General features: G+C 65.3%; 28 protein-coding genes and 2 pseudogenes. 16 read left to right on the top strand and 14 right to left on the bottom strand.

Features of this window, described 5'->3' with window-relative positions:
* Positions 1-71: 71 nt before the first annotated feature.
* The 4 genes from DM995_RS01075 to DM995_RS01090 form a co-directional block, all read right to left on the bottom strand.
* A complete protein-coding gene (locus DM995_RS01075; RefSeq protein ID WP_023837820.1) occupies positions 72-956 on the bottom strand; it encodes a LysR substrate-binding domain-containing protein in 885 nt (294 codons plus the stop codon).
* Positions 957-1,354: 398 nt separating this feature from the next.
* Positions 1,355-1,735, bottom strand: a complete 381-nt coding sequence (locus DM995_RS01080) for a DUF4112 domain-containing protein (RefSeq protein WP_446325593.1) — start codon at positions 1,733-1,735, stop codon at positions 1,355-1,357.
* Between the two features lie 72 nt (positions 1,736-1,807).
* Positions 1,808-3,271: an ABC transporter substrate-binding protein gene (locus DM995_RS01085; RefSeq protein WP_116968217.1), complete on the bottom strand. Its 1,464-nt coding sequence runs from the start codon at positions 3,269-3,271 to the stop codon at positions 1,808-1,810.
* Between the two features lie 17 nt (positions 3,272-3,288).
* Positions 3,289-3,882, bottom strand: coding sequence for a peptide ABC transporter substrate-binding protein (locus DM995_RS01090; protein ID WP_232823964.1), 594 nt, complete (start codon positions 3,880-3,882; stop codon positions 3,289-3,291).
* Between DM995_RS01090 and DM995_RS01095 the strand changes: the two genes are divergently transcribed.
* A complete protein-coding gene (locus DM995_RS01095; protein ID WP_116970266.1) occupies positions 3,870-4,295 on the top strand; it encodes a glycine zipper 2TM domain-containing protein in 426 nt (141 codons plus the stop codon). The two genes, DM995_RS01090 and DM995_RS01095, sit on opposite strands and share 13 nt — an antisense overlap.
* A gap of 69 nt (positions 4,296-4,364) precedes the next feature.
* Here DM995_RS01095 and glnA read toward each other — a convergent pair whose 3' ends face one another.
* Positions 4,365-5,777 carry a type I glutamate--ammonia ligase gene (glnA, locus tag DM995_RS01100; RefSeq protein WP_116968218.1) on the bottom strand — a complete coding sequence of 471 codons (1,413 nt, stop codon included), beginning with the start codon at positions 5,775-5,777 and terminating at the stop codon, positions 4,365-4,367.
* Positions 5,778-5,900: 123 nt separating this feature from the next.
* Positions 5,901-6,239 (bottom strand): P-II family nitrogen regulator, encoded by a 339-nt coding sequence (locus tag DM995_RS01105; protein WP_017671887.1) that lies wholly within the window; start codon positions 6,237-6,239, stop codon positions 5,901-5,903.
* Positions 6,240-6,586: 347 nt separating this feature from the next.
* On the opposite strand from DM995_RS01105, the gene DM995_RS01110 reads away from it, so the two are divergent.
* On the top strand, positions 6,587-6,877 hold the full coding sequence (locus DM995_RS01110) for a type II toxin-antitoxin system ParD family antitoxin (RefSeq protein ID WP_116968219.1): 291 nt from the start codon (positions 6,587-6,589) through the stop codon (positions 6,875-6,877).
* 8 nt (positions 6,878-6,885) lie between these two features.
* A complete protein-coding gene (locus DM995_RS01115) occupies positions 6,886-7,185 on the top strand; it encodes a type II toxin-antitoxin system RelE/ParE family toxin (protein WP_286164956.1) in 300 nt (99 codons plus the stop codon).
* On the opposite strand, the gene map is transcribed toward DM995_RS01115, so the two are convergent.
* Positions 7,179-8,003, bottom strand: a complete 825-nt coding sequence (gene map / locus DM995_RS01120) for a type I methionyl aminopeptidase (RefSeq protein WP_023837812.1) — start codon at positions 8,001-8,003, stop codon at positions 7,179-7,181. The two genes, DM995_RS01115 and map, sit on opposite strands and share 7 nt — an antisense overlap.
* Positions 8,004-8,117: 114 nt before the next feature.
* Here map and DM995_RS01125 point away from each other — a divergent pair, with 114 nt between their 5' ends.
* The 3 genes from DM995_RS01125 to DM995_RS01135 are packed head-to-tail and all read left to right on the top strand — an operon-like array spanning position 8,118 to position 9,578.
* Complete coding sequence (locus tag DM995_RS01125; RefSeq protein ID WP_023837811.1) at positions 8,118-8,354, top strand: type II toxin-antitoxin system Phd/YefM family antitoxin; 237 nt, start codon at positions 8,118-8,120, stop codon at positions 8,352-8,354.
* Entirely contained in the window at positions 8,351-8,746 is a 396-nt protein-coding gene (locus DM995_RS01130; protein ID WP_116968221.1) for a type II toxin-antitoxin system VapC family toxin, read from the top strand. Before DM995_RS01125 ends, DM995_RS01130 begins: the two co-directional genes overlap by 4 nt.
* A 55-nt stretch (positions 8,747-8,801) precedes the next feature.
* Positions 8,802-9,578, top strand: a complete 777-nt coding sequence (locus DM995_RS01135) for a competence/damage-inducible protein A (RefSeq protein ID WP_116968222.1) — start codon at positions 8,802-8,804, stop codon at positions 9,576-9,578.
* On the opposite strand, the gene DM995_RS01140 is transcribed toward DM995_RS01135, so the two are convergent.
* Positions 9,579-9,896, bottom strand: coding sequence for a 2Fe-2S iron-sulfur cluster-binding protein (locus DM995_RS01140; protein WP_023837808.1), 318 nt, complete (start codon positions 9,894-9,896; stop codon positions 9,579-9,581).
* Between the two features lie 105 nt (positions 9,897-10,001).
* Here DM995_RS01140 and DM995_RS01145 point away from each other — a divergent pair, with 105 nt between their 5' ends.
* Positions 10,002-10,619 carry a DNA-3-methyladenine glycosylase family protein gene (locus DM995_RS01145; protein ID WP_116970267.1) on the top strand — a complete coding sequence of 206 codons (618 nt, stop codon included), beginning with the start codon at positions 10,002-10,004 and terminating at the stop codon, positions 10,617-10,619.
* 18 nt (positions 10,620-10,637) lie between these two features.
* Here the strand turns inward: DM995_RS01145 and DM995_RS01150 are convergent, their stop codons facing one another.
* From DM995_RS01150 to DM995_RS01160, 3 genes are all read right to left on the bottom strand, one after another.
* A complete protein-coding gene (locus DM995_RS01150; RefSeq protein ID WP_116968223.1) occupies positions 10,638-11,177 on the bottom strand; it encodes a hypothetical protein in 540 nt (179 codons plus the stop codon).
* Entirely contained in the window at positions 11,174-12,718 is a 1,545-nt protein-coding gene (locus tag DM995_RS01155) for an ABC transporter permease/substrate-binding protein (protein WP_116968224.1), read from the bottom strand. The genes DM995_RS01150 and DM995_RS01155 overlap by 4 nt, the downstream gene beginning before the upstream one ends.
* A 196-nt stretch (positions 12,719-12,914) precedes the next feature.
* Positions 12,915-13,718 (bottom strand): ATP-binding cassette domain-containing protein, encoded by an 804-nt coding sequence (locus DM995_RS01160; protein ID WP_116968225.1) that lies wholly within the window; start codon positions 13,716-13,718, stop codon positions 12,915-12,917.
* A gap of 226 nt (positions 13,719-13,944) precedes the next feature.
* On the opposite strand from DM995_RS01160, the gene DM995_RS01165 reads away from it, so the two are divergent.
* Together DM995_RS01165 and DM995_RS01170 are read left to right on the top strand one after the other, a co-directional pair.
* Entirely contained in the window at positions 13,945-14,751 is an 807-nt protein-coding gene (locus tag DM995_RS01165; RefSeq protein WP_116968226.1) for an SDR family oxidoreductase, read from the top strand.
* Between the two features lie 99 nt (positions 14,752-14,850).
* Positions 14,851-15,129: an ETC complex I subunit gene (locus tag DM995_RS01170; protein ID WP_023837802.1), complete on the top strand. Its 279-nt coding sequence runs from the start codon at positions 14,851-14,853 to the stop codon at positions 15,127-15,129.
* A gap of 24 nt (positions 15,130-15,153) precedes the next feature.
* Here the strand turns inward: DM995_RS01170 and ruvX are convergent, their stop codons facing one another.
* Positions 15,154-15,612 (bottom strand): Holliday junction resolvase RuvX, encoded by a 459-nt coding sequence (ruvX, locus tag DM995_RS01175; RefSeq protein ID WP_116968227.1) that lies wholly within the window; start codon positions 15,610-15,612, stop codon positions 15,154-15,156.
* The gene (locus DM995_RS01180; protein ID WP_116968228.1) at positions 15,609-16,721 is read right to left on the bottom strand and encodes a DUF3089 domain-containing protein; all 1,113 of its coding nucleotides are present in this window, start codon (positions 16,719-16,721) and stop codon (positions 15,609-15,611) included. Before DM995_RS01180 ends, ruvX begins: the two co-directional genes overlap by 4 nt.
* A 166-nt stretch (positions 16,722-16,887) precedes the next feature.
* On the opposite strand from DM995_RS01180, the gene gatC reads away from it, so the two are divergent.
* The 7 genes and pseudogenes from gatC to DM995_RS22050 form a co-directional block, all read left to right on the top strand.
* On the top strand, positions 16,888-17,175 hold the full coding sequence (gene gatC / locus DM995_RS01185) for an Asp-tRNA(Asn)/Glu-tRNA(Gln) amidotransferase subunit GatC (RefSeq protein ID WP_031318025.1): 288 nt from the start codon (positions 16,888-16,890) through the stop codon (positions 17,173-17,175).
* Positions 17,172-17,309 carry a hypothetical protein gene (locus DM995_RS21070; protein WP_157973030.1) on the top strand — a complete coding sequence of 46 codons (138 nt, stop codon included), beginning with the start codon at positions 17,172-17,174 and terminating at the stop codon, positions 17,307-17,309. The genes gatC and DM995_RS21070 overlap by 4 nt, the downstream gene beginning before the upstream one ends.
* Entirely contained in the window at positions 17,306-18,790 is a 1,485-nt protein-coding gene (gene gatA, locus DM995_RS01190) for an Asp-tRNA(Asn)/Glu-tRNA(Gln) amidotransferase subunit GatA (protein WP_116968229.1), read from the top strand. Before DM995_RS21070 ends, gatA begins: the two co-directional genes overlap by 4 nt.
* Positions 18,791-18,855: 65 nt before the next feature.
* Complete coding sequence (locus tag DM995_RS01195; protein WP_023837797.1) at positions 18,856-19,149, top strand: AbrB/MazE/SpoVT family DNA-binding domain-containing protein; 294 nt, start codon at positions 18,856-18,858, stop codon at positions 19,147-19,149.
* Complete coding sequence (locus tag DM995_RS01200; protein ID WP_116968230.1) at positions 19,146-19,565, top strand: type II toxin-antitoxin system VapC family toxin; 420 nt, start codon at positions 19,146-19,148, stop codon at positions 19,563-19,565. Before DM995_RS01195 ends, DM995_RS01200 begins: the two co-directional genes overlap by 4 nt.
* Positions 19,562-21,067, top strand: coding sequence for an Asp-tRNA(Asn)/Glu-tRNA(Gln) amidotransferase subunit GatB (gatB, locus tag DM995_RS01205; RefSeq protein ID WP_116968231.1), 1,506 nt, complete (start codon positions 19,562-19,564; stop codon positions 21,065-21,067). Before DM995_RS01200 ends, gatB begins: the two co-directional genes overlap by 4 nt.
* 131 nt (positions 21,068-21,198) lie before the next feature.
* A pseudogene (locus DM995_RS22050) lies at positions 21,199-21,543 on the top strand (peptidylprolyl isomerase); the annotation flags it as partial.
* A 63-nt stretch (positions 21,544-21,606) separates the two neighbouring features.
* On the opposite strand, the pseudogene DM995_RS01215 reads toward DM995_RS22050, so the two are convergent.
* A pseudogene (locus DM995_RS01215) lies at positions 21,607-22,194 on the bottom strand (F0F1 ATP synthase subunit alpha); the annotation flags it as partial.

Raw genomic sequence — 22,194 nt, forward strand, 5'->3', positions numbered from 1 at the left:
CCACCCCCGGCCCCTCCCTGTCCAGGGAGGGGAGCAGGTCTGTCCTGCCTCCCGCTTCAGAAATTCCCCATTCAGATATTCGCTTCGACCAGCCAGTCGTGGAACAGGCGCACCGCGCGCGTCTCGAGCGCGCGGGGCTTGCACACGAACCAGTAGCTGTACGGGCTCTCGACGCGGACGTCGAACAGCTTGGCGAGCCGTGCATCGCCCGAGCGGGTGAGGTGGTCGTCGTGCATGATCGCGATGCCGAGGCCCTGCGCGGCGGCCTCGAGCATCAGCGGGCCGCTGTCGATATGATCGATCGATTGCGGGTGCAGGTCGGTGAGGCCCAGCGCCTGTTTCCACGCGTCGAACGAATGCGCCATCTCGTTGTGCACCAGGATGGTCTGGCGGTTGAGCGTGGCGAGGTCCGGGCGCGGGCCGATGCTCTCAGCGAGTTCGCGCGAGGCGATGGCATAGACGTAATTGCGGTCGAGCCGCACCGAGTGCAGCGCCGGGTCGGGATGTTCGGCCAGAATGATCGCCGCGTCGAGCGTGTCGCCCAGCCGCGCCTCGGCATGGCCCGACGTGTCCACATCGATGTGCAGCATCGGGTAGAGCCGCCGCAGCTCGCCCAGCCGGGGCACGAGCCGCTGGCTGCCGAACAGCGGCAGCATGCCCAGCCGCAGCCGCAGCACCCGGCTGTCGTCCATATGCGCGGCAACCGCATCGGCGAGTGCGTCGATCGCGGGGGCGACGCTGGCATAAAGCGCCTCGCCCGCCTCGTTGAGCTTCAACTGCTGGTTGTGGCGCTTGAACAGCTTCTTGCCGACGAAATCCTCCAGCCCGCCGATCCGGCGCGAGAGCGCCGAAGGCGACAGCGCGAGTTCGCTGGCCGCAGCCTTGGCCGATCCCAGCCGCGCCACGCGCAGAAAGGCTTCGAGGGAACGCAGGGGAGGAAGACGTCGCATGGCCATGAGCTCGGCATTATTGCAGTGCAGCGGAAATGTGCAATTGCAAATCGTGACAGGCTACGGTTTTGCGCGCGTCAAGTTGCATCCTTTGCAACTGAAATCAATCTTTTCGCACTTGCACAATAAGGGTTCCTGACCCATATTGATCATGCCTTTCAGGCATCCTCTCCTAAAAACTTTATCGGGTCAGCCTTCGGGCTGGCCCTTTTTTTGTGTCTGGATGGCCTGTAGCCGCAGCCTCTAACCCAGCCGTTCGGGCTTGGCAAATCCTTTGATTTCCGGGGAATTTTTTGCATCTGCGAAGACGGCAGGCCGCAATGGATTGCAAGCCTTGGCAGTAAACGGTGTCATCCGCGCGAATCAGAGAGGCTCGTCGCCCAATCGGAATCGCGATTCGCGAATCACATCGTGATCGTGCGCGTCGCCGGATGATGCTTGTCGAGATGCTTGCGGATGATCTTGAGGTTGCGCGTGTTCGACCGCCAGAAGAAGTCGAATGCATCGCCGACCACCGGCACCGCGCCGATCAGGCTGTCGAAACCGACATTGGCGGCCATGCGCGCGAGCTGGAATTTCGACATGCCGAGGTTGCGCGCCTCCCAGACGATATAGAGGCCCATCGCGCCGGTGATCACGTCGCCCAGCACCGGGACGAGGCCGAGCACGAAATCGAGCCCCACCTTGCGGTTGACACCGGGCAGGGTGAAGCTGCGCTCGAGCATCATTTCGAGCATCTCGACGCGCTGGCGGATCGCCTGCGGGTCGTTCGACAATGCGGGCATCGCGGCGCGCAACTGCTCCATCTGTTCAGGCCGGATCGTCTTCATATGTCACCTCCGCACCCCTTGCGCGCCTTATCTGGGGATGACGACCATGTCCGGCAAGGCGTGCCAGCCATCGGCGGTGATGGCAAAGCCGGGGACATTGCCGCGCACCAGCGAATAGCGGATCGGGGTGCCCAGCGGGATGAAGATATTGGCCGAGGTGATCGCGACCTCTGCCTCGGCCATCTTGGCCATGCGCACCGCCGGATCGACTGCGCGCCGCGCCTGGGCGAGCAGCACGTCGCCTTCCTCGTTGCACAGCGGGCGCACCGCGCAGGCGAGCTGGTTGAGGAACCAGCCGGGCTGGCGATAATGCGCGACCTCGTCGATCAGCCGCAGGTCGGCCGCCGCGTCGGGGGCCACCAGCCGCGCATCGAGCCCGATCGTCTGCAGGTCGCGCCGGATGCGGCCGAAGACCAGTCGCGTGCCCGGGCCGCGCGGCATGGCGATGCGCAGCACCGGAAGCGTCTCGTTCGCCTGCCGCCAGCGGACGATGCGCCCGCGCGCCAGATCGCGCCGCGCCTCGAGGGTAAGATCGGTCCAGCGGTCGCCGATCAGCGGCTGATAGCGTTCGAGCCCCAGCGGCACGATCCGTGCGGTGACCTGCCACTGGCCGATGCCGAGCGGCGTCATCAGCGCCTCGCGATCGATCGCCAGCGCGATCGCTTCGCGATTGGCGGGATCGCCCAGAAACCCCTTGCCGTTGACCACGAGCAGCCCGAACAGCCCGAGCACCGGGTCGGCGCGCACGTCATTGTCCGAAATGCCTGCCGCGCTGAGATAGGGCAGATGTTCGAACCGGCCGCCCAGCACCATCGCGCTTTCGCCCATGGCAAAGCGCGCGATCGCCCGGGCCGCGTGTTCGGTGCGGACCTCGAGCGGTCGGACGCGGCGCCGCGAATCCTGGCCCACCGAATCGTCGACGCGTTCGGTGAGCAGCGTCCAGTACTGCCGGCGATCCGCCGCCAGCGGCCCGGTACCGCTGCCGTTGCGACGGATGCCGAGTTCGGGCTGCGCCAGGATGCGCAGCAGTTCGGGTTGCGGCGCGAGCAGGCGGATCTCGATCACGCGCCCGGTCATCGAGCGGATGTCGCGCACCTCGGCGGTGTCGGCACCGATGCTGCTCCTGGCCTCGATCTGCAGACGGCGCTTGAGCGCGGCGGCGACATGCTCGGACGTCACCAGGTCGCCATTTTCCCAGCGCGCATTGCGCAGGCGGAAGATGTAGCTGAGGCCATCATCGGTGACGATCCAGCGCTCGGCGAGCCCCGGCACGATATTGCCCAGCGCATCGAGCCGGACGAGCCCCTGCGAGGTCGCCGCGCGCAGATAGGCCGCGCCGGGTTGCAGCACTGCCGCATCCAGATTGTTGCGGCTGGCAGGATCGATGATCGAGATGCCGAGCGGCGAGCTGTCCGAGCTGCTGCAAGCCGAAAGCGCGAGCGTCGCCGCAGCCATCAGGCCCGCAATGGCCTTTTTCCATGCGCCGGTCATGCCTCGCCTCGCGTCGCTCACTTGCCCCTGGCCGCGATAGCAGGGGCTTGAGCCAGGGACAACGCCGCGCTCGGATGGATGTTGCCGGGATTGTCCTGCCAGCCGCGCACGCGCGGGGCGACCAGCGCGCCGCTGCGATAGAACCAAAGGGGGATGACCGGCATCGCTTCGAGCAATCGCGCCTCGGCCGCGCGCATCGCGGCGATGCGGCGCGCAGGGTCGGGCTCGGCCATCGCGCGGTCGAGCAGCGCGTCGAAGTCGGGATCGGCAAAGCCCGAATAATTGACCTCGCCCGCGTCCGAGCGGTGCACCGCGAGGAAATTCTCCGGCGCGGGCAGATCGGCGATCCAGCCCGAGCGCGCCATCTGGAAATCGCCGCGCCGCATCGCCGCGAAATGCAGCGCGGGTTCGCTGTTGAGCACGCTCGCCTCGACCCCGAGCGGCTTCCACATCGCCGCGAGCGCCACCGCCATGCGGCGATGCTCGGCGGACGAGTTGATGCGGATTTCGAAGCGCAGCGGACGCGAAGGACCAAAACCGGCGGCGGCGAGCAGCCGCTTCGCCTCGGTCTGGCGGCGCTTCAGCGGCAGCCGCGCCCATGCGGGCTGCACCGCCGTGCCGCCCTGCAGTACCGGCGGGACGATGCCATAGGCGGGCGCCCTTTCCCGGCTGTGCCGGAAGCGGCTATAATGATCGCGGCTTCGGATCGTATCGCCAATATGACTGGAACCGGCCCGACCCGAGCTACGGTGGCTACGATGCTGGTCGCTATTATCGCGACGACCGCCGCTATCGCGAGCGGCGCCTGAGCCGGAACGATCGCATCTATCGCGGGCAGGACGGGCGCTATTATTGCCGCCGCTCGGACGGCACCACCGGGCTGATCGTGGGCGGCATCGCCGGCGGCGTGCTCGGCAACATCATCGCGCCGGGCGATTCGCGCACGCTGGGAACGATCCTCGGCGCAGCGGGCGGTGCGGCAGCCGGAGCCGCGATTGATCGCAACGGCGCACGCTGCCGCTGATCGCAGTACAGCAAAAGGCGCCCCGGGTGACCCCGGAGCGCCTTTCGTGCGTATGACAGCTATGCGAGCTTAGTAGCTGTAATACATGTCGAATTCGACCGGGCTGGGGGTCGTTTCCCAGCGGATCACATCGTCCCACTTCAGCTCGATATAGGCTTCGATCTGGTCCTTCAGGAACACGTCGCCCTTGAGCAGGAAGTCGTGATCGGCGGCCAGCGCATCGAGTGCTTCGCGCAGCGAACCGCAGACGGTCGGCACTTCCTTCAGCTCTTCGGGCGGCAGGTCGTACAGGTTCTTGTCCATCGCCTCGCCCGGATGGATTTTGTTCTGGATGCCGTCGAGGCCCGCCATCAGCAGCGCCGAATAGCAGAGATACGGGTTGGCCATAGCGTCGGGGAAGCGGAATTCGACGCGCTTGGCCTTTTCGCCGGTGCCGTACGGAATGCGGCACGAGGCCGAGCGGTTGCGGCTGGAGTACGCCAGCAGCACCGGCGCTTCGAAGCCCGGCACCAGGCGCTTGTAGCTATTGGTGGTCGGGTTGGTGAATGCGTTCAATGCCTTGGCGTGCTTGATGACACCGCCGATGAAGTACAGGCACATTTCCGACAGGCCGGCATAGCCATTGCCCGCGAACAGCGGCTTGCCTTCCTTCCAGATCGAGATGTGCGTGTGCATGCCCGATCCGTTGTCGTTCTTGATCGGCTTGGGCATGAAGGTCGCGGTCTTGCCATAGGCCTGCGCGACCATGTGCACGACATACTTGTAGATCTGCATGCGGTCGGCGGTCTGGGTCAGCGTGCCGAAGGTGAGACCCAGTTCGTGCTGAGCGGCGGCCACCTCGTGGTGGTGCTTGTCGCAGGGCAGGCCCATTTCGAGCATGGTGCTGACCATTTCGGCGCGCACGTCGGTCATGCTGTCCACCGGAGCGACCGGGAAATAGCCGCCCTTGGCGCGCGGACGGTGGGCTAGGTTGCCGCTGTCATAGCTGCGGCCGGTGTTGGTCGGCAGCTCGATATCGTCGATCGCGAACATCGAACCGTTATAGCCGTCCGAGAAGCGCACATCGTCGAACATGAAGAATTCGGCTTCGGGACCAACATAGACGGTGTCGCCGATGCCGGTGGACTTGAGGTACGCCTCGGCGCGCTTGGCGGTGCTGCGCGGGTCGCGGGCATAGAGCTCGCCGGTGCCCGGTTCGACGATGTCGCAGAACAGGATCAGCATCGGATCGGCCGAGAACGGATCGATATAGGCCGCGTCCAGATCGGGACGCAGGATCATGTCGGATTCGTTGATCGCCTTCCAGCCTTCGATCGACGAGCCGTCGAACATCAGGCCGTCTTCCAGCTCGTCTTCACCGATAACGCCGGCGCACATCGTCAGGTGCTGCCACTTGCCCTTGGGATCGGTGAAGCGGACGTCGACCCACTCGATCTCGTTTTCCTTAATCATTGCCAGAATATCTGCGGCGGTTTTTGCCATTGTTGCTTTCCCTCTTCGTCTGTCTGCGATCCGGGCCTTGCGACCCCCCTCGGGTGGAACTGATGCTTGTTGTTGCGGCCTTGCCGGGGCAGGCCTCTCCTGGAGTTGCGCGCGTTCTGTTGATCAGACCGCGTCGTTATCCCGTTCGCCCGTGCGGATGCGCAGTGCGGTCTCCACAGGGATCACGAAAATCTTGCCATCGCCGATCCGGCCGGTCTGCGCGGCGGCGGCGATCGCCTCGACCACGCGGTCGGCCAGCGCGTCGTCGACCACCACCTCAAGCTTCACCTTGGGGAGGAAATCGACAATATACTCGGCGCCCCGGTACAGCTCGGTATGGCCCTTCTGCCGCCCGAAGCCCTTGGCCTCGGTCACGGTGATGCCCGAAACGCCGACTTCGTGCAGCGCCTCCTTCACCTCATCGAGCTTGAACGGTTTGATGATCGCCTCGATCTTTTTCATAAGTCCCTGATCATCCTGTCGTCTTCCGCCGGACCCATAGGGCGGGGCGGTTTTGGAAAGCAACGGCGCGGCGGACCGCCCCGTCATGATATGGCTGTATGAGGCATCGGGAACCTGCACGCGGCACGGTCCCCCGAGTCCCCCATTGACTGCTACCAAACAATTAACGTGCCAAGACGCATTCCGCCACAAAAGCTTGGCTGCGGTGCAACATTATTGCCGAGCGTGATGGAATTGCGGGCAGGGGCGTGCAGCGATGCTCAAATTTTGGGCAATGTCGCTGGGACACCGGGGTTGCGCGTGGCCCCACCGGTGGGATATAATCGCACCAAAGAGAAAGGACCGTTATGGAAAAGGCCAGCATCACCCTGACCGACGCGCATCATCAATTGCTGCACGCAGCGGTAGCAGCGGGCGAATATGCGAGCATCAGCGAGGCGATCCGCGACGCCCTGCGCGGCTGGGAACTGGAGCGTCAGATGCAGCAGGCCGAGCTGGAGCACCTGCGCCGCGAAATCCAGAAGGGCATCGACGATATCGAGGCAGGGCGGGTCGTCGAGTGGGATCCTGACGCCGTGAAAGCGCGGGGGCGTGCCCGCCTGGCAGCCAAGAGGAGCGAGCTATCCCAACGCGCCTGAACATCGTCATTTCCGAAGCAGCCAGCCAGGATATCGACAACGCCTACGACTACGTGGCGGAGTTCAATCCTGATGCGGCGGACCGGCAAACAGACCGCTTTCAATCGCTGTTCGCCAAGCTAGCAGAAATGCCCGGGATTGGAGCGCCACGCTACGATCTGGTCGAAGGCATGCGTAGCCGGGGAGTTGGTAGATATCTGATCTATTACCAGGTCAGTGCCGACGACCTGATTATTGTTCGCGTTGCGCATGGCGCGCGCGATCAAGCATCCCTATTTGCCGAGCCGGACACGATCCCCGATCAATAAGGCGGCCGGTCCAGCCCCTTCGCGCTCTTGGTGAAGATCTCGCAGCCGGTCTCGGTGATGCCGATCGAATGTTCGAACTGCGCCGAGAGCGAGCGGTCGCGGGTGACGGCGGTCCAGCCATCCTCGAGCATCTTCACCGCGTGCTTGCCGATATTGATCATCGGTTCGATGGTGAAGAACATGCCGGGCTTGAGCTCGGGCCCGGTGCCGGGACGGCCGACATGGACGACCTCGGGTGCATCGTGGAACAGCTTGCCCAGGCCATGGCCGCAGAAATCGCGCACCACGCCGTAGCGGTGCTTTTCGGCATAGGACTGGATCGCGTGCGCGACATCGCCCATCGTGTTGCCTGGCCTGGCCTGCTCGATGCCGAGCATCAGGCACTCATAGGTCACATCGACCAGCCGCCGCGCCTTCACGCCGACATCGCCGATCAGGAACATGCGGCTGGTATCGCCATGCCAGCCATCGACGATCGGGGTGACGTCGATATTGACGATATCGCCGTCCTTGAGCTTGCGGTCGCCGGGGATGCCGTGACACACGACATGGTTGATCGAGGTGCAGCAGCTGTGTGTAAAACCGCGATAGCCGAGCGTCGCGGGAATGCCGCCGCCCGCCAGCATCAGCTCGCGCACCTTGTCGTCGATTTCGGCGGTCGTCACGCCTTCGGTGACGAAGCTCGTCAGCTCGTCGAGCACGTGCGCGGCGAGCTGGCCCGCCTTGCGCATCCCTTCGAAGCCCTCGGGGCCGTGCAGCTTGATCGTGCCATCGCGCATTGGCGTGTCGGCATTGGTGACGTGGACATACTGGTTCATGATGATTCCATATAGGGCAGGGACCGCGATTTGGCGACCCCCGTGCTTGTCTGGCGGGGTTCAAACGGGCTTAGTCCATTGACTTAGTCCGGTCAATGGACTAACGCGTGCTCCATGACCAGCATCGTCAACGTCCATGACGCGAAAACGCATTTCTCGAAACTGCTCGACCGCGCGCATGCGGGCGAGGAGATCATCCTCGCCAAGGCGGGCAAGCCCTATGCGCGGCTGGTCCCGCTGGAACAGGTGAAGGTCGAGCGGCGGCCGGGGCGGCTGAAGCTGTCGCAGCCGATTCCGGACAGCTTTTTCTTCGATCCTCTGCCCGAAGAAGAGCTTCGGGCCTGGGAATGACCGATTATCTGTTCGACACCCATGCTCTGGTCTGGTGGTGGGTTGGGGATAAGGCGTTGCCACGCCCGGTAGCCGAGGAAATCGGCGACGAACGCAACACCATATTCGTGAGCGCTGTGTCTGCCTGGGAAGTTGCGACCAAATGCCGGATCGGCAAATGGAATGCCGCCATTTCGGTATACGAGAAATTCGAGTATCTGGCGCGAGCAGACGGCTTTCTGGAGCTCGGCGTCAGCGTGCCGAATGGCTTGCTCGCCGGATCGTTGCCCGGCGAGCATCGCGATCCGTTCGACCGGATGATCGCCGCGCAGGCGATCCACGATGATCTGACCGTCATCACCCGCGATCCGGCGCTGGCGGCTCTGGGATGCCGCACCTTCTGGACCGAATAGCGGGCCAGCGCATCAAGCGCTTGCGCGGCTTCGCTCGTTCGCTAAACACCGGCGCATGACAGCAGACGCCACCGCTTCCACCCCCCGCATCTGGACCGCTGCGCTGATCGTGATCGGCGATGAAATCCTCTCCGGACGCACGCAGGACAAGAATGTCGCGCAGGTCGCCACCTGGCTCAATGTGCAGGGCATCAGGCTCAAGGAGGTGCGCGTCGTCGCCGACGACATGGATGCGATCGTCGAGGCGGTGAACATCCTGCGCGCGCGCAACGACTATCTGTTCACCACCGGCGGCATCGGCCCGACCCATGACGACATCACCGTCGACGCCATCGCCCGCGCGCTGGGGGTCGAGGTGATCATCCATCCGGTCGCGCGCGCGATTCTCGAGCGCTATTACGCCTCGCGCGGCGGGCTCAACGAGGGGCGGCTGCGCATGGCGCGCGTGCCCGATGGCGCCGAGCTGATCGAGAACCGCATGTCGGGGGCGCCCGGCATCCGCATCGGCAACCTGTTCCTGATGGCGGGAGTGCCGCACATCACCGCGGGGATGCTCGATGCGCTGACGGGAACGCTCGAGGGCGGGCTGCCGGTGCTGTCGACGACTTTGGGCTGCTGGGTCGCGGAAAGCGAAGTCGCGGACATGCTGGGCGCGACCGAGCGCGCGCACGAGCAGTGCCAGATCGGCAGCTATCCGTTCTTTCGCGAAGGCCGGGTCGGCGCGAATTTCGTCATCCGCTCGGTCGACCAGGCCGCGCTCGATGCCTGCGCGGCGGACCTCACGGCATTGCTGGAAGCGGCCGGGCGCGAGGTCACGCCCGGCGGCATCTGATCAATCTTCGGGAGCGATCGCGACCTTCAGGCCGTCGAGCGCGTCGGTCAGCTGGATCTGGCACGACAGGCGCGAGGTCTCGTTGCGATGGTCCGAGCTGTCGAGCAGGTCGTCCTCGTCGGCGCTGATCGCGGGCAGCTTGTCGACCCAGGCGGCGTCGACATGGACATGGCAGGTTGCGCACGAGCAGCAGCCGCCGCACAGCGCCAGAAGTTCGTCAAAGCCGTTGTCGCGGATCGCTTCCATCACCGACAGGCCGGTATCGGCATCGATGGTGCTCTCTTCGCCCGCGCGATTGATGACGGTCAGCTTTGGCATGGAAACTCCCCAATAGAGTGAAAACGGGCATTGGCCCCCCGAACGCGGTTGCTATGATCAACGCCAAGCGCGATTGCAAGCGGCAGAATGGATGAGGATGCAGATATGGGATTGACCGCAGAGCAGCTGACGCAGGGGCTGGATATGGTGGCCGCCAAGGAACCCGCAATCGCCCGCGCGCTCGAAATTGCCGGCTATCCCGAAACCCGCATCCGCGACCGCGGCTATACGACGCTGCTTCGCACGATCGTCGGCCAGCAGGTCAGCGTCGCCGCGGCGGCATCGGTGTGGAACAAGCTCGAGGCCGCGCTCGGCCTGGGCTGCGCGCCCGATGCGCTGATCGCGGCGGATTTCGATGCCCTGCGCGCCTGCGGGCTATCGCGGCAGAAACAGGGCTATGCCCGCTCGCTGGCCGAGCTGGTGGTGAGCGGCGGGCTCGATCTGGAACATCTGCCTGAGGACGACGAGGCGGCGATTGCCGAACTGGTGCGGATCAAGGGCATCGGCCGCTGGTCGGCGGAAATCTATCTGCTGTTCGCCGAAGGCCGCCCCGATATCTGGCCCGCCGGCGATCTGGCGGTGCAGGCGGGCATCGGCCGCATCCTGGGGCTGGAGGCGCGACCGTCCGAAAAGGAAGCCCGGCTGCTCGCCGACCCCTGGTCACCGCATCGCGGTGCGGTGGCGATCCTCACCTGGCATTGCTACAACAACGCCGCGCTCTGACCTTCAGCCCCGCAACCTTCAGCCCTTGTAGAGGATGCGTCCGCTGGCGAGCCGTCCGCGGCTGAGCGCGGTGACCTCCTTGAGGAAGCTGGTCGGCTTCTTGAAGAACTTGCTGGCGGGGTTGATCTTCAGGCCCGCCGCAGTGGCGATTTCGCCGATGAAATGCACACAATTGGCCTTGTTGAGATTGTAGTTCTTCTGCGGCTTGTTGCGCCACTTGTCGGCCACCGCCATTACCGCGCGATATTCGGCGTCGGTCAGCTCATAGCTGAAATGCGGCGCGCTGCTGGCGATGTACTTGGGCTTGACCACGCTGACCCGGCCCTCGACCCAGCCGAACAGGATGCTGGGGCCGGTGCTGGTCGCGGTGAAACCGACATTGGTGTCGACAACCTCGCCGGTCGAGTCGACCTTGCCCTTGAGCGTGGCGAAGGCGTGCGGGAACTGGCTGCCCAGCTCGTGGCTGTAGAAGGTGATGGTCACCGCAGCATGCGCCGCATTCGCGCACAGCAGCATCGGCGCGATGAAAAGTGTCAGCAGCAGGCGCTTGATCATCATCGATTCTTACCCTTGGTCTTGGTGGAGATGGCCGTGTCCAGCCAGGCAGCCGAATCGGCTGGGCTTTGCTTGTTCGCGTCCCTGTCGACCCGATAATTGGCTTGCCGCATTTTTTCCACCGGGATTGCGCCGACCAGAGGCTCGAGCGCCGCGATGAGGCGCGGATCGGCGGCGGCAGACCGGCTGGCGAGCAGGATCGCGTCATAGCTGGGCACCGCGCCCTTGGGGTCCTTGAGGATCACGAACCCGTTCGCGGCGATGCGCCCGTCCGAGCTGAAGGCGGAGATGATGTCGGCCTCGCCGAGCGAGAGCGCACGGTACATGAAGGTCGGCTCGAACGCGCGGCGGCCCTTGAAGCGCAGCGGATAGGCCTTTTGCACCATCTGCCATTCGGGGCGTTCGAGAAACTCGACATCGGTACCGAACACGAAATCGGGCGCGACGCGGACGACATCGTCGAGGCTTTGCAGGTTCAGGCGCTTCGCATCTTCGGGACGCACGGCGAAGGCATAGGTGTTCTCGAAACCGAGCGGTCCGACCAGTTGCACCCCGTGCAGCGCCTTGGCCCAGCGCGCGATCTCGGCGATCATCGCCGCACGCGGTTCGGGGTCCTGGCGCTGCATCTCGTTGGTCCAGATCGTACCGGCATAATCGACATAGACCTGCACCTCGTCACTGGCGAGCGCACGATAGACCACCGCGCTGCCCAGCCCCTCGCGATAGCGCACGTCATACCCGGCCGCCTCGAGCCTGCGACCGATCAGCCGAGCCAGAATATACTGTTCGGAGAAGCGCTTGGCGCCGATGGTTACCACCGGCTTGTCGCTCTGCGGGGCGGGCCAGAGCGCGAGCGCCAGGCCGAGCGCGAGCGCGACCCCCGCGCCCCAGTTGCGCGCATGACGGCAGTGCGCGATGCCGCTCTCGATCAGCCCGAGCAGCAGGTCGACCGCGATCGCGAGGCTCGCGGCGGCCAAACATCCTTCGAGCACCAGCGACCAGTTCTGCGTCTGCAGCCCGGCGAAGATCAGGTCGCCCAGGCTCGGCTGGCCGACCGTGGTGGAGAGCGTCGCCGCGCCGATCGTCCAGACCGCTGCGGTGCGCACGCCCGCCATGATCGTGGTCGAGGCGAGCGGAGCCTCGACGAGCCACAGCTTCTGCAGGCTCGTCATGCCCACGCCATCGGCGGCCTCGACCATCGCCGGTTCGACCGAGCGCAGCCCGGTGACCGCGTTGCGCAGGATCGGCAGCAAGGCATAGAGCGTCAGCGCAAGCAGCGAGGGCAGGAAGCCGAGCGGCGAGATCGCATCGCCGAACAAGGCGGACAGCGCGAGCAACAGCGGGAAGAACAGAGCGAGCAGGGCGAGCGCGGGGATGGTCTGGACCAGGCTCGCAAAACCCAGGGTGATGCTCGCCACCGTGCGGTTGCGCACCGACCAGATGGCGAGGGGGAGCGCGATCAGCAGCGCGAGCCCGAGCGCGGCAAAGCTCAGCTGCACGTGCTGCGCGAGCAGGTCGATCAGGCGGGGCCAGTCGATGGTCATGCTGTGCCATGCTCAAGGGGTAGCGCATACGTCCCTCGACCTTGGTCCGCCCTGAGCGGCTGGCTTGCCAGCCAGCCGAAGGGCTCGGGACAAACGGAAAGGGGGCGAAATGCCTGTTCGCGAACTTTCCCGCCAAACGACCTCCGTTTGTCCCGAGCGAAGTCGAGGGACGTGATCGCCAACCCAAGCCTCACGCTCAAACCCCATCCCGCATCGCGGTGATCCGCTCCGCCTGCAGGCGCGGTACCGCGACCAGCGCCTCGGCCTCCGCGCCGCAGCCGCCCGCGATCAGCTCGGCCGGGGTCGCATCCGCGACGATCCGGCCCGCTGCCATCACCCAGATGCGGTCGGCGAACAGCAAGGCCTCGGCCATGTCGTGCGTGACCATGATCGTGGTGAGCCCGAGCCGGTCGTGCAGTGCGCGATATTGTTCGCCCAGCGCCTCGCGCGTCACGGGATCGAGCGCGCCAAAGGGTTCGTCCATCAGCATCAGCCCGGGCTCGCCCGCCAGCGCGCGTGCCACGCCGACGCGCTGCTGCTGCCCGCCGGACAGCTGTTCGGGCAGGCGCGAGGCGAACGCGCGGGGCAGATCGACCAGATCGAGCAGATCGCCCACCCGCTCGGCCGGAAGCTGTCTGCGTGTCGCGAGGCGCGAACCGATGCCGATATTCTGCGCCACGGTCATGTGCGGGAACAGGCCGATATTCTGGAAGACATAGCCGATCGAGCGGCGCAGCGCGTGCGGTTCCTGGTCGGCCACGTCCTGGCCATCGATTCGCACCGCCCCGGAATCGGGTTCGATCAGCCGGTTGACCGTTTTCAGCAGCGTCGACTTGCCCGATCCCGAGCTTCCGACGATCGCGACGAACGTGCCGGGCAGGATATCTGCACGCACCCGATCGATTGCGATCGTGCCGCCATAGGCCTTGCTCACCCCCTCGAACGCTACGGCAGGGCCGCGCGCGCTTTCCGGCCGGGAAGGGGGGGAGGATGTCGCCATGCGTGCATGCTTATAGGCGGGCGCAAGCGGGGCTGGCTAGCCACTTGCGCGGGGTGGGCCGCACGCTTAGCGTCCGGCGCAAACGAGAGCGAGAAGGGCCTGATCCAGCCATTCCCGCTCGGCCTGAGCCTGTCGAAGGCCCCGCTATATGGTCAGCGTGGGCGCGGGGCCTTCGACAAGCTCAGGCTGAGCGGATGGGGTTTGGCCTCGTCTGAGGAGGGACGACATGACCGACACCAAGTATATCTTCATCACCGGCGGCGCCTCGGGCATCGGGCGCGAGGTGGCGCGGTATTTTGCGGCGCGCGGCTGGTTCGTGGGCCTCGCCGATGTCAACGTGAAGGGCATGGAGGAGACCGCTGCGATGCTGCCGCCGGGCATGGCGTCGATCCACAGCCTCGACGTGCGCAGCCGCGAGCAATGGACCCAGGCGCTCGAGGCGTTCACCGAGAAGAGCGGGGGCAAGCTGCACGTGCTGTTCAACAATGCCGGTGTGGGCATAGGCGGGCTGCTCGAGGAGCATAGCGAGGACGATATCGAGAAGCTGGTCGACATCAACTTCAAGGGCGTCGTCTATGGCGCGCATATCGGGCACAAGTACCTCAAGGCCACGCCCGGATCGTGCCTGCTCAACACCTCGTCGGCCTCCGGAATCTACGGCTCGGCCGGACTGTCGGTCTATTCGGCGACCAAGTTCGCGGTGCGCGGGCTCAGCGAAGCGCTCGATATCGAATGGGGGCCGGATAACATTCGCGTCCGCGCGCTGCTGCCGAGCTTCATCGATACGCCGCTGCTCGACGGCCCGGTCGCGCGCACCAACCAGTCGAGCCGCGACAGCGTGACAGCGGCGGGGCTGGAGATCGCGCCGGTCTCGATCGTCGCCGAGGCCGCGTGGAACGCGGTGCACGATCCCAAGCATGTGCACAGCTATGTCGGCCCGACCGCCAAGCGCCTCGCCTTCGCCGCCAAATGGATGCCGGGATCGATCCGCAAGCGCGGCGGAATCATGACGCGCCAGCGGCGCGGCGAATAAGAGGAGCGCCGTCATGGCAGGGTGATCGGCCTTGACCCGCACCGCCCCGGTGTAGCAAAGGCGCGCACATCACCTTTTTCCCGGGACGGAAGCAAGACAATGGCCGCACGAATCTATCAGCGCCCCAAGAACGCCATGCAGTCGGGCCGCGCGCTGACCGATCTTTGGGTACTCGAATTCGAGCCCGCCGAAGCCAAGAAGCCCGATCCGCTGACCGGCTGGGCCGGGTCGGGCGATACGCAGCAGCAGGTCGTGCTGAAATTCCCCGATCTGGAGGCCGCAAAGGCCTATGCGGACAAATACGGCATTACCGCGCGGATCGAGCAGACGCCACCACGCCGCCTGAAGATCCAGGCCTATGCCGATAATTTCCGCTGATCTTGGCTGATCGGCGCTGGCGGATCAGCCCGCCATCGCGTCGATCGCCCCCTGCAGGATGAACGCCGCCGCGGCGCTGTCGACGCGCTCGGCGCGCTTGGCGCGGCTCATATCGGCATCGATCATCGCGCGCTCGACGGCCTGGGTCGACCAGCGCTCGTCCCAGAGCAGCACCGGCAGTCCCAGCACCGCGATGTTCCGGGCAAAGGCGCGGGTGCTTTGCGTGCGCGGACTGTCGGTCCCGTCCATGTTGAGCGGCAGGCCGATGACCAGCCCACGAATCTCCTGATCGCGTACCAGCTGCTCGATCGCCGCCTTGTCCGCGCCGAACTTGGTGCGCTTGATCGTCTTGGCGGCGGTGGCAAAGATCCACCCGGCATCGCAGAACGCGGTGCCGATGGTCTTGGTACCGACATCGAGCCCGATCAGCCGCCCGCCCGAGGGGAGGGCGGCGCGGAAATCCGCCGCGTGCGCCGTGATCACCGGGCCAGAAATGCGGCTACCCTCCGCTCCGCATCGGCGCGAACGCTCGCCCAGAACAGCGGATAATCATAGACGTGATAGTTGTTGCCAGGGAGCACATAGGGGCCGAGCTGTGGTTCGCCGCCGAGCAGCAACAGCCCGCGATCGTCGCATGTGGCGCCGACAAGCCCAGGGGTGATGACGCCGTCGGTCAGTTCCTCGTTCGGCACCAGCGTGCCGAGGTTGCGGTCCGCCGGGGCTTCGTCGCCGAGCACGCCGGTGATCGGGTTGACGCAAAGCATCGGGCTCTGGCCACGCAACTCGCCATCGAACCCGATGCTTGCGGCATAGGCATCGAGCAGCAGCTTGGGCTCGGCGGGTTCGCCGAAACTCTGGAAGCCGATCATGCAATTCGCCTGGTCGGGATCGGTGCACGGCGGCAGGCCGAGCGCGAGAAGATCGGTACTGAGCGAGACCGGCCAGCCGATGACATAGGCCGCCACGATGCGGTCGGCGAGCGGGCGGGTGACGACACGCTGGCGCATCAAGGTGGTCAGGTGCAGGCCGCCCTGGCTGTGCCCGGCGATGATGATCGGCATGTCCTTGGGGATTTCGGCGATGAACTCGTCGAACGCGGCGAGAACGTCCGAATAGGCGGCGTCGAACGCCATCTGCGCCTCGGGCTGGGTGGTCAGGAACGCGCCGATCGCCGCCTGGCGGTAGCGCGGCGCCCAGATCTCGCCGATGCCGTTGAACACGCTTGCCTGGCTGCGCAGGAAGATGCGCGCGCGGTCCTGCGATTCCTTGTCGTTCAGCGGCGCGTTCCACAGCGCGCGCTTCATATACGAGGTGGGGTGGATATAGAAGACCGCGACCTTCGGGGTTTTCGTGATCTCGAAACCCTCGGGAGTCCAGAGCGACGGATTGGCATCGCCGGTGATGCCCGGACGCGAGAACCACATTTTCGGGTCGGCATAGGCGCTGGTCTCGACCGCTTCGGGCTTCACGAACTCGGCCGAGGGGACGAACGCCGCTGCGAAAATCTGCTGCGGAAACAGGCGATAGGCGGCAAAGGCCACGACGATCAGGAACACGATCGTCGCGATCAGGTACAGGAACTTGCGGGCCAAGACAGTCTCCGGGGCGGGGCAGGCGCGCGGGCACACGCGGGCCTTCGGGGCGCATATAGAAACCGATTACGGTTATCGCCAGCAAAGTGTTGCGGCCCGACCGTTTGCGCTGATGCAGCATTTGCCCGCTTGATGGGCGCGCGGGCCGGTGCTAGCCGCTTGAGCCATGTCTGTAGATAGCAAAACCGTCAAGAAGATCGCCAATCTGGCGCGGATCGCGATGACCGATGCCGAGGTCGAGGCCATGGTGCCGGAGTTCAACGGCATTCTGGGATGGGTCGAGCAACTGGGCGAGGTCGATGTCACCGGCGTCGAGCCGATGACCGCGGTCATCCCCAACACGCTTCGCCTGCGCGACGATGTCGTCACCGATGGCGATATCCGCGACAAGGTGCTGGCCAACGCGCCCGCCGCCGAACACGGCTTTTTCGGCGTTCCGAAAGTGATCGAATGAAATCCACCGGATTTCAGTCGATCATCCCGGACAGCGGCGCAGCCGCGACTGAACCGGGATCCAGAACAAAAGGCAGCAAGGGTCGCCGCCTGGTTGGCGGCGCTGCCCTGATCCAGAACGAGTTTTCATCATGACCGACATTACCGATCTCGGCGTCGCCGATATCCGCAACGGCGTGCGCGCCGGCACGTTCAGCGCGCGCGAAGTCGCGACCGCATTCAACGAACAGGTGGCAGGGGCCAAGGCGCTCAACGCCTTTCTGATCGACACGCCCGAGCACGCGCTCGCCGCGGCGGACGCGATCGACGCGAAGCGCGCGGCGGGCGAGGATCTGCCGATCATGGCGGGCGTGCCGATTGGCATGAAGGACCTGTTCTGCACCGTCGGCGTCGAGGCGCGCGCGGCGAGCGAGATCCTCAACGGCTTCAAGCCCACCTATGAATCGACCGTCAGCCAGAAGCTGTGGGACGCGGGCGCGGGCATGCTGGGCAAGCTCAACATGGACCAGTTCGCGATGGGATCGTCGAACGAGACCAGCGCGTTCGGCAATGTCATCTCGCCCTGGCGGCGCAACGACGGCGGCAACGCGCCGCTCGCCCCAGGCGGCTCCTCGGGCGGCAGCTCGGCGGCGATCGCGGCGCGGCTTTGCCCGGCGGCGACCGGTACCGATACCGGCGGCTCGATCCGCCAGCCCGCCGCCTTCACCGGCATCAGCGGCATCAAGCCGACCTATGGCCGCTGCTCGCGCTGGGGCGTGATCGCCTTTGCCTCGTCGCTCGATCAGGCCGGTCCGATGGCGCGCGACGTGCGCGATTGCGCGATCATGCTCGAGGCGATGAGCGGCTTCGACCCCAAGGATTCGACCTCGCTCGACCTGCCGGTGCCGCAGTGGGAAGCCGGATTGTCGAGCGATCTCAAGGGCAAGCGCGTCGGTATTCCCAAGGAATATCGCATGGACGGCATGAATGCCGAGATCGCCGCGATCTGGGATCAGGGCGCCGAATGGCTGCGCGATGCCGGGGCCGAGATCGTCGAGGTCTCGCTGCCGCACACGCGCTATGCGCTGCCCGCCTATTATATCATCGCGCCGGCCGAGGCCTCGTCGAACCTCGCGCGCTATGACGGCGTGCGCTATGGCCAGCGCAACCTGCCCGATGGTGCCGGCCTGCAGGACATGTATGCCGCGACCCGCGCCGCCGGGTTCGGGCCCGAGGTCAAGCGCCGCATCATGATCGGCACCTATGTGCTCTCCGCCGGTTTCTACGACGCCTATTACACCCAGGCGCAGAAGGTCCGCGCGCTGATCGCCCGCGATTTCGCGCAGGTCTGGGAGCATTGCGACGTCCTCCTCGCGCCGACCGCGCCGAGCGCCGCGTTCGGCCTGGGCGAGAACAGCGACGATCCGATCGCGATGTACCTGAACGACGTGTTCGCCGTGCCTGCCTCGCTCGCCGGGCTGCCCGCGATGTCGGTGCCCGGCGGGCTCGACAGCATGGGGCTGCCGCTGGGGCTGCAGATCATCGGCAAGCCGCTCGACGAGCAGGGCGTGCTCAATGCGGGGCTGGCGATCGAGGAACGCGCCGGGTTCACCGCGCGGCCCGAGCGCTGGTGGTGATGGTCGTCGGTCTGGATTGATAGCGGCCGTGCAAGGTGTTACTTTTGTAACACCGGAGGCAGACAATGAACGCGCACAGCAAGATGGAAACAGGCACCATGACCAGCAAGGGGCAGGTCCTGATTCCCAAGGCGATGCGCGATGCTGCAGGGTTGATCCCGGGGCAACCCTATAAGGTTGCCATCAACGAGGCCGGTCAGGTCGTGATCGCGCCGCTTGGTTTCGGCCCGGAAGATGCGGAAGAAAGGCGTCGCCGGATGCGCGAAGGATTGCGGGCGATTGCGGGTCGATATCACAATCCCGAAGGGTTGAGCACAGACGAGATTATGCGCGAGTTGAGAGGTGATTACCAACCGTGATCCTAATCGACTCCAATATCCTGATCGATATTCTCAATCGGGATCCTTATTGGTTCGATTGGTCGTTTGCTCAGCTCGAGCAGGCCGCCAGCCTCGGAAGGGTGATGATCAATCCGATCGTGGTGGCCGAGGTAGCGCCGCGATTTGGCTCATTGGAGGATTTTCTTGCTAGCATGATGGCGATGGTGGTCGGAGTAGAAGCACTGGACGCACAAGCCGCATTTATCGCGGGACAAGCGTTCCAGACCTATCGCAGGGCTCGCCCGGCGGATATGCCCAAGGCCATCGTCGCCGACTTCCTCATCGGCGGCCACGCACAAGCATTGGGGGCAACAATCCTGACCCGCGATCCGCGCTTCTACCGCCGCTATTTTCCGACAGTTCCTCTCATTACGCCTGAAACGGACACAGAATGACTGAATCAACCTATCGTATCCAGGGTGCCACCGGTGAATGGGAGGTCGTGATCGGCCTTGAGGTGCACGCGCAGGTCACCAGCAACGCCAAGCTGTTCTCGGGTGCCGCGACCGCGTTCGGTGCGGAGCCCAATGCGCAGGTCAGTCTTGTCGACGCCGCGATGCCCGGCATGCTGCCCGTTCCCAACAAGGAGTGCATCCGCCAGGCGGTGCGCACCGGCATGGCGATCGGCGCGCAGATCAACCGCTGGTCGCGCTTCGACCGCAAGAACTATTTCTACGCCGATCTGCCGCAGGGCTATCAGATCAGCCAGCTCTACCACCCGCTGGTGGGCGAAGGCGCGGTCGAGATCAGCCTGGACGAGAAGAACCCCGACGCCCAGACCAAGACGATCGGCATCGAGCGTATTCATGTCGAGCAGGATGCGGGCAAGCTGATGCACGATCAGCACCCGACCATGTCCTATGTCGACCTCAACCGTTCGGGCGTTGCGCTGATGGAGATCGTCTCGCGCCCCGACATGCGCTCGCCCGCCGAGGCAGGCGCCTATCTCAAGAAGCTGCGCACGATCCTGCGCTATGTCGGCAGTTGCGACGGCAATATGGAAGAAGGCTCGATGCGCGCCGACGTCAACGTCTCGGTGCGCAAGCCCGGCGACGAATTCGGGACGCGGACCGAGACCAAGAACGTCAACTCGGTGCGCTATGTGATGGCGGCGATCGAGCATGAGGCGAACCGTCAGGTCGACGTGCTCGAAAGCGGCGGCACGATCGTGCAGGAAACCCGGCTCTACGATCCCGACAAGAACGAGACGCGCTCGATGCGCTCGAAGGAAGACGCGCACGACTATCGCTATTTCCCCGATCCCGATCTGCTGCCGCTCGAGCTCGACGATGCATTTCTCGACGAGTGCAAGGCCTCGCTGCCCGAACTGCCCGATGCCAAGCGCAAGCGCTACGAGAGCGAGCTGGGCCTGTCCGCCTATAATGCCGCGGTGCTGACCGCCGAGGCGGAAACCGCGCGCTGGTTCGAAGGGCTGCTCGCCGAATGCGCGAAGGCGCAGAACAAGCCCGAGGCCGAGGTGGCCAAGGCGGCGGCGAACTGGCTGCTGTCCGAGCTCTACGGCGCGCTCAACCGGCTGGGCAAGACGATCGAGGACAGCCCGGTCAGCCAGGCGGCGGGCGCTGAACTGCTCGCTCTGGTCGCCAGCGGCACGATTTCGGGCACCATCGCCAAACAGGTGTTCGAGATCATGCTCGAGACCGGCGAGCCGGCGGGCAAGATCGTCGAGGAACGCGGGCTCAAGCAGACCTCGGACACCGGCGCGATCGATGCCGCGATCGCCAAGGTGCTCGCCGACAATGCCGACAAGGTCGAGCAGTACAAGGGCGGCAAGGAAGCGCTGTTCGGCTTCTTCGTCGGCCAGACGATGAAGGCGATGCAGGGCAAGGGCAATCCGCAGCTGGTCAACGAGCAGCTGAAAAAGGCGCTCGGCGCATGAGGCGCTGGCTGGCGCTGATCGCTGCGGCGCTGGCGGCGTTCGCGCCCGCGCTCGCCCAGGACGCGCCGGCCGCCGACGCAGCGCCGTCGCCGCCGCTGCCGCTGGTCGAGATCGTGACCGATGCCGGTGCCATGACGGTCGAGGTGGACACGCAGCGCGCGCCGATCACGGGCAGGAACTTCCTCGCCTATGTCGACAGGAAGATGCTCGACGGCGTGGTCTTCTATCGCGTGGTCAAGGCGGCTGACGATTTCGGCTTCGTCCAGTTCGGCGGGCTTGGCGATCCCAAGCGCACGCTGCCGCCGATCGCGCACGAGCCGACCAGCCAGACCGGGCTCAGCCACACCGATGGCGTGCTGTCGGTCGCGCGGTTCGAGCCGGGATCGGCGCGCGGCGAGTTCACGATCATGCTGGGCAAGCAGACCTCGCTCGATGCCAATCCGTCCGCACCGGGCGACAATCTGGGCTATGCCGCCTTTGCGAAGGTGGTGAAGGGGCGCGAGGTGCTGACGCGGATTCTCGACACCCCGATCGATCCGGCCAAGACGATCGGCGGCGTGTTCGCGGCGATACTGGGCGAGCTCGAGCTTGATCGAGCCGGCGACCTTCTTCATCGCCTTGGTCTGCGCGGCGGAACCCACGCGGCTGACCGAGAGGCCGACGTTGATGGCCGGGCGGATGCCCTGGTAGAACAGCGCGCTTTCCAGGAAGATCTGGCCGTCGGTGATCGAGATCACGTTGGTCGGGATATAGGCCGACACGTCGCCGCCCTGCGTCTCGATGACGGGCAGCGCGGTCAGCGAGCCGAGGCCCGACTTCTCGCCGAGATTCGCGGCGCGCTCCAGCAGGCGGCTGTGCAGGTAGAAGACGTCGCCCGGATAGGCTTCGCGGCCCGGCGGACGGCGCAGCAGCAGCGACATCTGGCGGTAGGCGACGGCCTGCTTCGACAGGTCGTCGTAGACGATCACGGCGTGCATGCCGTTGTCGCGGAAATATTCGCCCATGGTGCAGCCGGTGTAGGGCGCCAGGAATTGCAGGGGGGCGGGCTCCGACGCGGTCGCGGCGACCACGATCGAATAGTCCATTGCGCCGTTTTCCTCGAGCGCGCGCACGATCTGCGCCACGGT

The organism is Blastomonas sp. UPD001, assembly GCF_003426715.1.
Lineage (GTDB): Bacteria > Pseudomonadota > Alphaproteobacteria > Sphingomonadales > Sphingomonadaceae > Blastomonas.

Bases quoted from the DNA above. Each gene is read 5' to 3' on its own strand.
- DM995_RS01075 (WP_023837820.1), bottom strand. From the start codon at position 956: ATGGCCATGCGACGTCTTCCTCCCCTGCGTTCCCTCGAAGCCTTTCTG.
- DM995_RS01080 (WP_446325593.1), bottom strand. From the start codon at position 1,735: ATGCCCGCATTGTCGAACGACCCGCAGGCGATCCGCCAGCGCGTCGAG.
- DM995_RS01085 (WP_116968217.1), bottom strand. From the start codon at position 3,271: ATGACCGGCGCATGGAAAAAGGCCATTGCGGGCCTGATGGCTGCGGCG.
- DM995_RS01095 (WP_116970266.1), top strand. From the start codon at position 3,870: ATGCGGGCTGCACCGCCGTGCCGCCCTGCAGTACCGGCGGGACGATGC.
- glnA (WP_116968218.1), bottom strand. From the start codon at position 5,777: ATGGCAAAAACCGCCGCAGATATTCTGGCAATGATTAAGGAAAACGAG.
- DM995_RS01105 (WP_017671887.1), bottom strand. From the start codon at position 6,239: ATGAAAAAGATCGAGGCGATCATCAAACCGTTCAAGCTCGATGAGGTG.
- DM995_RS01110 (WP_116968219.1), top strand. From the start codon at position 6,587: ATGGAAAAGGCCAGCATCACCCTGACCGACGCGCATCATCAATTGCTG.
- map (WP_023837812.1), bottom strand. From the start codon at position 8,003: ATGAACCAGTATGTCCACGTCACCAATGCCGACACGCCAATGCGCGAT.
- DM995_RS01125 (WP_023837811.1), top strand. From the start codon at position 8,118: ATGACCAGCATCGTCAACGTCCATGACGCGAAAACGCATTTCTCGAAA.
- DM995_RS01130 (WP_116968221.1), top strand. From the start codon at position 8,351: ATGACCGATTATCTGTTCGACACCCATGCTCTGGTCTGGTGGTGGGTT.
- DM995_RS01135 (WP_116968222.1), top strand. From the start codon at position 8,802: ATGACAGCAGACGCCACCGCTTCCACCCCCCGCATCTGGACCGCTGCG.
- DM995_RS01140 (WP_023837808.1), bottom strand. From the start codon at position 9,896: ATGCCAAAGCTGACCGTCATCAATCGCGCGGGCGAAGAGAGCACCATC.
- DM995_RS01145 (WP_116970267.1), top strand. From the start codon at position 10,002: ATGGGATTGACCGCAGAGCAGCTGACGCAGGGGCTGGATATGGTGGCC.
- DM995_RS01150 (WP_116968223.1), bottom strand. From the start codon at position 11,177: ATGATGATCAAGCGCCTGCTGCTGACACTTTTCATCGCGCCGATGCTG.
- DM995_RS01155 (WP_116968224.1), bottom strand. From the start codon at position 12,718: ATGACCATCGACTGGCCCCGCCTGATCGACCTGCTCGCGCAGCACGTG.
- DM995_RS01160 (WP_116968225.1), bottom strand. From the start codon at position 13,718: ATGGCGACATCCTCCCCCCCTTCCCGGCCGGAAAGCGCGCGCGGCCCT.
- DM995_RS01165 (WP_116968226.1), top strand. From the start codon at position 13,945: ATGACCGACACCAAGTATATCTTCATCACCGGCGGCGCCTCGGGCATC.
- DM995_RS01170 (WP_023837802.1), top strand. From the start codon at position 14,851: ATGGCCGCACGAATCTATCAGCGCCCCAAGAACGCCATGCAGTCGGGC.
- gatC (WP_031318025.1), top strand. From the start codon at position 16,888: ATGTCTGTAGATAGCAAAACCGTCAAGAAGATCGCCAATCTGGCGCGG.
- DM995_RS21070 (WP_157973030.1), top strand. From the start codon at position 17,172: ATGAAATCCACCGGATTTCAGTCGATCATCCCGGACAGCGGCGCAGCC.
- gatA (WP_116968229.1), top strand. From the start codon at position 17,306: ATGACCGACATTACCGATCTCGGCGTCGCCGATATCCGCAACGGCGTG.
- DM995_RS01195 (WP_023837797.1), top strand. From the start codon at position 18,856: ATGAACGCGCACAGCAAGATGGAAACAGGCACCATGACCAGCAAGGGG.
- gatB (WP_116968231.1), top strand. From the start codon at position 19,562: ATGACTGAATCAACCTATCGTATCCAGGGTGCCACCGGTGAATGGGAG.